Genomic DNA, 6,744 nt, shown 5'->3' with positions numbered 1-6,744 from the left:
AAACCCGTATAACTACCGCCATTCAAATAAGCCTTAACAAGCCTAAGCTTAAAATTCAAACTGTGTTTTTTGTAATTAACCATAAAAATGCCCCCAAGAAGTGTCTAACTTTTTGGGGGCAGTGCATCGTGCAGCGGCTCTTTTTCATTCTGATAGATATATTTTTTAGTCGTTTGATTCCTCAGGCAGAATCTGTCCGCGAATCTCACCATAAATATTTTCTGCTGTTGGAATATTCACGTAAAGCATTCCGGTGATCAGCATAGTTTGTTGCTCAACGTTCAGTTTCACATTTCCCTGAACCTGGTTTCCTGCCGGCATATTAGAAAGCGGGAAAACCATCGGTCCTGCCTCCCACGCTGGATTTGCGCTGTGTATGTTCACTGAGGTAGGAGTGATATTCTGATAGGTAATATTGTATTTAAGGTCCATTGTAGTTTTGTTGTACTCGAAAACCCCGGTGCCTTGTGCTGAGGAAGTAGCTTTGGGAACAGTTGGAGCACTATTAATGACTGCCGAGAACCTTACAATGTCATCTTTATGAGGACCTTCCTCTTTGCAGGAAGACACAAATCCCAACATCATAACCCCCGCGATCAATAGTAAAAAACGTTTCATTGGCTTTTTCATACAATTTAATTTAAAAATTTAACCCTTAAATATACATACAAAGTAATACGCTGCAAAAATGATACCATCAGCCTTTCATATATTCCACAAGTCATTCCTTCTGATGTAGACGATCCTGTTGTTCCAGATCACGCGGTTCCAATGGTCTACTGAGCCCAGGATCGTCAGCTTGTGCCCTTTTCCAACCCGCTCAATCACAGGTGCAGCGGAAGAAGGCTCGTCTCTCAGAAAGGTATTCTCATTGATCACAATGCACGTTTGATAAAGGGAAGGTACATTTAGTATTCCCAATAGTACCAGTAAATAAACGATAATGGAAATTTTGTGAATTTGCAGGATTGGCTCCCTTCTCCGCGTCTTTGTCACCATGATGACTACAATATAAGTACCCAGTGTCAATAAAAGAAGTGGAAAATAGTCACCATATCTTCTATAAAATATGATGAAGTAGTTGTAGTCGTCGAATTCATACCCCGAGAGATTGTGCTCTTCTGCAAGTTTATCCATTTTTTCGAACAGCCTTCTGGAAGGATTGGCGAGGGCAAGTTTGCTGAGGTAATAGAGGCAATCGGTGTAGTTATTTGTCTTTTCGGCGAGGAAGGCGAGTTTTAGCAGCAGGCTCTGACTATTTTTTTCGTCTCTGTTAAAATTTTTCCGGTACAGTACCAGCGACTCTGGATACCTGCCCATAGCGAACAGAGAATCAGCCGTTTTTAACTCTTTTGCATCCGCAGCAAAGGCCGGCTCAAAGATAAAAACCGCACAAAACACGATCCCGAAAGCCAGGTATTTCTTGATTAGGGCTTGCATTATACGTTTTAGAATTCTACTTTTGCATCGCAATTACGGAAAAGGCCACGGCTAATACAAGGTTGCAAAGAATAAGAAAAAGACAAGATTCCGTAGGTCAGCGAAGCGTCGGTCGGCTGGAAGAGCAATACACCGCGCGGCGTCCGCTTTTAATGTATGGGTCCTGGGTTCGCAAGGTAATAGCAGCAAAAATAAGATTCCGTAGCTCAGCTGGTAGAGCAATACACTTTTAATGTATGGGTCCTGGGTTCGAATCCCAGCGGGATCACTTGAAGAAATAACAAAAAGCCTCAAAAGCCTGCAAATCAACAGATTAGCAGGCTTTTTTCTTTTCCAGTTACCCCAAACTTTTCAATTTTCAACAAATTTTTGGTGAGTAATTCGGTGAGTTCCAGAATCTGCAAATTTTACTCACCAGAATCGCTACAACTCATTGTATAACAACCTGTTTACCACGTAAACATCTTGTGCTGATTAGGCTTGCAAGACTACTTTTGTTCAACTTTTTAACCTGAAAAAGGGTATGAAAACAAAGATCAGTCTGCTTTTCTATTTGAAGAAGCCGAAAAACTATCAAAAAGGCCCGGTGCCGATTTACCTGCGGATTACGGTTGAAAGTAAAAGGGTGGAAATTACCACCGGACGAGAATGTGAGCCTAGCCGATGGAATGCGGTAGCTGGACGAGTCACAGGCGCAAAGGAGGCCGTGAAATCTGTCAATGCGTATCTGGGCAACTTAGAACAGCAACTACTCGACGCCCACGCCAGCCTAGTTCGTGACAACGCATTGATAACAGCGGAAACGATCAAAAACAAATTTCTAGGCGTCGGTCCTAAGCAGCGATTATTGATGGCAGTGGTCGCTGACCATAACGAGCGAATGAAGGCGTTGGTCGGCCAAGAATATGCGATAGGCACATTCAACCGCTATAAAGTGCTCGAACGCCATACATTGGCATTCTTAAAAAGTCACTTCAACACAAGCGACTTTGACATTAGCCGCATCGATTTCGCCTTCATCGCCGATTATGAATTCTACCTGCGCTCGGTTCGCAAGATGGGCAACAATGCCGTAGTGAAGCACATGAAGATGTTTCGCAAGATCGTCAACATTTGCCTGGGCAATGGTTGGATGAACCTTGATCCTTATTTGAACTTCAAAGGCAAGTACAAGAAGGTAGACAAGGCTATTCTCACAAGAACTGAGTTAGAGTTGATGGCTAGCAAAGAATTTGCCAGTGATCGTCTCGCACAGGTGTGCGACACCTTTCTTTTTTGTTGTTTCACTGGCCTAGCTTACTCCGACGTCCAGAAGCTTGAAAAAAGCCAGATAGCAAGGGGAATTGACGGTGAGCAATGGATATTCAGCCAGCGAACAAAGACGAATGTTAAATCTCATATTCCGCTGCTACCAGAAGCGCTTCAAATTATTGACAGATATAAAGATCATCCGCTTTGCGAATCGCGCGGCCTCGTGTTGCCTGTGCCGAGCAATCAGAAGATGAATGACTATCTGAAAGAGATCGCCGTGATCTGCGGGATTAACAAGGTTCTTACTTCACACGTTGCCAGGCATACTTTTGCGACGACCATTACTCTGCAAAATGGTGTGCCGATTGAGAGCGTATCTAAAATGCTAGGGCATACAAATATTCGCACTACTCAGATTTATGCGAAGATTCTTGATACGAAGGTTAGTGAAGATATGCAGGCTTTGAAAGGCAGGCTCTCACGAAGATCTGGTACGGAAGGTTAGCGCTGCACCTTCTCTCTCACGACCCCTCCTATTTGTGAGAGGGGGTTGTGAGAGAGAAGGTGAAAACAAGTCAGAAGGAAAGTTATTTAAGACTATTTTACAGATCTCCTAGAGCGCGAGTGTTTATATTATCAAGTGTTCTCACCATACAGAAAAGCAACTCCTTCTTCATTCTGAGCCAATTGTATTAACTCATCTCGGAACCGGTCGATCGATGCCGTGTAGACTTGGATTTCCAATTTTACTTTATTCTTCTTCTCATGGCTGTCATCACGATCGTTACTGTTCTCTTCCAGATTGACCTCCACGCTGATAAGACCAGATGGCTTAAGAAGATAGATATACATTCCCCAAAAAGCATAGCCGCCATTTGCTCCTGCCTCGTATACAATTGGCTGGTGCCCACCCCAGAAATCAGCAAGTGATGTTGCCAAACCCATTAATGATTCAGCAGTATCATAGACCTGTGTCGTACCAAAGTATCTTCCATTGCTTGCCTTGACGCTCAATTCGATCATTTCGTCATCCTTCCATATGACCATTAGCTCTAAATGCGATTTCCCACTGTCAAATTCCATAGACTTTAACTATTTATTTGTATTCAGGCGACTGCAACAGAATTTACCAATGAAATAGAAAATTCCAAAATTTTGCATCTCTTGCAAAAATGCAAGAAAGCAAAAATTACTTGGGAAGTTGTTCAACACATCGATGAGGGCTAGCTAAGAAGATTCGTCTTTCAACAAACCAATATAAATTTCCCTTCTTGGACTCACTTGCAAAAAGACGCCGCGCAAAGGGGGGATTGCCTTTTAACTGCATTCGGCCAGATGTACAATTGTCATACAATTGAATCTGGCCCGCCCAAACGCTCCGAAGTCGCTGGCGGGAGATTTTTATAAATTTTCCTATATTGAGGATTCCCACAATTGGCATGATAGGTGAATTATTTGGGCAATCAAAATAAATTAGATGGCAGGGATCGAAGCTGGTCGAAGAGAACAATCTCTTTTGACGAGGTAATTGACTTGAAAGGAGAAGGAGTAGATTTCGGAAGCAAAGCTTACACAGTGACCTACACTAATGGTCCGAAGGGCAATCCCTCGGGAGAGATGGCAAAAGGAGATACAGTTGTTGTAAAAGACAAAATGAAATTTTATGTTACAGCGACTGATAAGTCATAGTCCAGACCTTAAACGTCTCAGAGACGAGGGTTACGAGTTGGAGAGGCGTGGTGGATACTTATGTATCCACCAGGTTCCTTATGTTAATTTCGAGGGTAGAATCATGACAGGCACATTGATCGGTGACATCACATTTACCGGAGAACAAGCAAGTCCACCTGCCTCCCACACGGTTTACTTTATGGGTGAAGTGCCTTGCCACAAGAATGGGCAGAGAATGGATGAAATTATCAATTCAAGTCCTAATCTAGATCTGGGAAACGGTTTAATTGGAAACCATTATTTTTCCAGCAAGCCTTTGTCCGGTAGGTACGACGACCATTATGAGAAGTTTTCTCGCTACGCTACTCTTTTGTCGGCACCGGCGAAGTCAATTGATCCTTCGGTGTCTGCGCTGACATTTAAACCTTTTGTTGATGAAGAGGATGAAGTTTTCCATTATTTCGATTCAAGTTCAAGCAGGGCAAATATTGCTAGACTTTCAGAGATATTCGAAAACCAACGTATAGCAATTATCGGTTTGGGCGGTTCGGGCTCATATATCCTCGATTTTGTGTCAAAAACGCGCGTTGCTGAAATTCATCTTTTTGATGCTGATGTGTTTTCTCAACATAATGCGTTTAGGAGTCCGGGTGCGCCAAGTTTGGAGTTGTTGCTGAAGGCTCCCTCGAAAGTAGAGTACTTCAGGGAAATTTACAGCAATATGCACAAGAGAATTGTAGCGCACAGCGAGTTTATCACCGAGCAAAATGTCCGGATGTTAGAAGGCTTTGACTACGTTTTCATCTGCGTCGATAAGAATTCAATACGGAGTATGATCACAGCAAATCTATCAACCATAGGCGTTGCCTTCATCGATGTTGGATTAGGGATACATATTCAGGATGGACGATTAGTAGGAATAATTCGCACCACAGCTAGCGATGGTACCAAAAACGATCATCTTGTTAAGAGAATTTCGCCAGACAATGTGGATGACAATGATTATGCTACGAATATTCAAATCGCAGATTTGAATGCATTCAACGCCTGTAAAGCTGTTGAGAAGTGGAAGAAAATGTGCGGCTTTTATCTCGATGAAGTCGGAGAATTCCATAGTACTTACACGATCAGCGCAAGCCTTTTGGTAAATGGAGACTTTTAAAAATTCCTTCGTCCAGTCAATCCCCGAGCAATTAATGCCCGGGGTTTTGTATGTCTCAATGGAACGTTCTGTCGCTATTCACCTTTGCGCATGCGGATGTGGAAATGAAGTGGTGACTCCGCTGTCACCAGTCGATTGGCAGTTGCAATATGATGGAGAGGTGATATCCTTATACCCGTCTATTGGCAACTGGAACTTCAAATGTCAGTCCCATTACTGGATTGTTGAGAATAAAATCAAATGGGCAGGTAGTTGGAGTAAAAAGCAAATTGATGAAGGCCGAAATCATCATCGTAGTAGACGAAAGAAATTAGAATCTAAAAAAAGCGATATTCCATTAAAGCAGAACGCGCCTTTAACAGCTGAAAAGGAAAGGATTTCGATGTTACGAAGGATTTTACGTTTTTTTGGAGCCACTCATTAGGATCGTCATCAGGAAAGCGCCTCGTTGAGAAATCGAGGAGGCGCTTTCGTATTATCTCCCCCCAATCAACCGCTCCAACCGCTCCATCATCTCATCCTTCTCCTTCAACATCCGCTCATACAAAGCAATCTTCTCCTCATGAAGCTGTATAATCTTTTCGATAGGATTTAAATAAATGGTGCCCTGATTAAAGGAGTTATCATTTGCATGATCGTGGTACGTGTTGGTAATGATATTAATCGCCTTTTCCTCATCAAAATTCCGAGTCGCCTCAGCCGGTATTTTGAGAATCGCCGCAACTTGCTCCAAAATGTCAGAATCAATCTTTTCCCTCTGTTCGAGTAAGGAGATTTTTTGCTGATTCCAATCGTCGCAGAGTTCAAACGCAAGCGCGTCCTGTTTTACGGACATCATCTCTCTGAATCTCTTTAAGTTACGGCCTTCGTGGATCTTCGGATTGGAGGTAGTATGTGCCATGTGCAAAGGGTGTTTGGTTTAAAAAAATCAATTTATATAAATCTGTCGGGAAGTGCTCGGATATCTTACATGCATTGCGTGTTACCGGGCGCTCATCTTGAATTCATGACTTTGAGATTGTAGCGGAAAACGTTATCGATACTGAGCGAAACGTGATAATATCAGAAGACTATATCAACGCCAACTTCAAAACTGGATATTCCTCTCCAAAGTACTCCACGATTCCTCTGAAATGACGCCAATTATTCCTGCGCAAAGTACGCCACCGATCTGATGAAAGTTGCGGTTTTTGAGAGGCCTTCTGTATTGGATTCCAGGT

Annotated in this window: 8 protein-coding genes and 1 tRNA gene; 5 read left to right on the top strand and 4 right to left on the bottom strand. The window is 42.8% G+C overall.

Translation table 11 applies throughout. From position 1 onward, the window contains the following. Nucleotides 1-165 precede the first annotated feature (165 nt). Nucleotides 166-630 carry a CHRD domain-containing protein gene (locus tag KOD92_RS27305; protein ID WP_215236785.1) on the bottom strand — a complete coding sequence of 155 codons (465 nt, stop codon included), beginning with the start codon at nucleotides 628-630 and terminating at the stop codon, nucleotides 166-168. Between the two features lie 75 nt (nucleotides 631-705). Beyond that, nucleotides 706-1,440, bottom strand: coding sequence for an SH3 domain-containing protein (locus KOD92_RS27300; RefSeq protein WP_215236784.1), 735 nt, complete (start codon nucleotides 1,438-1,440; stop codon nucleotides 706-708). Between the two features lie 195 nt (nucleotides 1,441-1,635). Between KOD92_RS27300 and KOD92_RS27295 the strand changes: the two genes are divergently transcribed. Next, nucleotides 1,636-1,708: transfer RNA gene (locus KOD92_RS27295), tRNA-Lys, on the top strand. 255 nt (nucleotides 1,709-1,963) lie between these two features. After that, a complete protein-coding gene (locus tag KOD92_RS27290) occupies nucleotides 1,964-3,196 on the top strand; it encodes a site-specific integrase (RefSeq protein WP_215236783.1) in 1,233 nt (410 codons plus the stop codon). A gap of 131 nt (nucleotides 3,197-3,327) precedes the next feature. On the opposite strand, the gene KOD92_RS27285 is transcribed toward KOD92_RS27290, so the two are convergent. Then, on the bottom strand, nucleotides 3,328-3,774 hold the full coding sequence (locus KOD92_RS27285) for a hypothetical protein (protein ID WP_215236782.1): 447 nt from the start codon (nucleotides 3,772-3,774) through the stop codon (nucleotides 3,328-3,330). Nucleotides 3,775-4,137: 363 nt separating this feature from the next. On the opposite strand from KOD92_RS27285, the gene KOD92_RS27825 reads away from it, so the two are divergent. From KOD92_RS27825 to KOD92_RS27270, 3 genes are read left to right on the top strand one after another with little or no spacing between them, the layout of a single operon-like run. Further along, the gene (locus tag KOD92_RS27825) at nucleotides 4,138-4,380 is read left to right on the top strand and encodes a multiubiquitin domain-containing protein (RefSeq protein ID WP_406566184.1); all 243 of its coding nucleotides are present in this window, start codon (nucleotides 4,138-4,140) and stop codon (nucleotides 4,378-4,380) included. Next, nucleotides 4,355-5,524 (top strand): ThiF family adenylyltransferase, encoded by a 1,170-nt coding sequence (locus KOD92_RS27275; protein ID WP_215236780.1) that lies wholly within the window; start codon nucleotides 4,355-4,357, stop codon nucleotides 5,522-5,524. The genes KOD92_RS27825 and KOD92_RS27275 overlap by 26 nt, the downstream gene beginning before the upstream one ends. Beyond that, nucleotides 5,511-5,948: a DUF6527 family protein gene (locus KOD92_RS27270; protein ID WP_215236779.1), complete on the top strand. Its 438-nt coding sequence runs from the start codon at nucleotides 5,511-5,513 to the stop codon at nucleotides 5,946-5,948. Before KOD92_RS27275 ends, KOD92_RS27270 begins: the two co-directional genes overlap by 14 nt. Before the next feature lie 51 nt (nucleotides 5,949-5,999). Here the strand turns inward: KOD92_RS27270 and KOD92_RS27265 are convergent, their stop codons facing one another. Further along, entirely contained in the window at nucleotides 6,000-6,425 is a 426-nt protein-coding gene (locus tag KOD92_RS27265; protein WP_215236778.1) for a helix-turn-helix domain-containing protein, read from the bottom strand. Nucleotides 6,426-6,744 lie beyond the last annotated feature (319 nt).

The sequence above is a fragment of the Dyadobacter linearis genome (genome assembly GCF_907165045.1).
Lineage (GTDB): Bacteria > Bacteroidota > Bacteroidia > Cytophagales > Spirosomataceae > Dyadobacter > Dyadobacter linearis.
The sequence above is the reverse complement of the archived record's forward strand: the minus strand, read 5'-3'. Positions and strand labels throughout refer to the sequence as shown.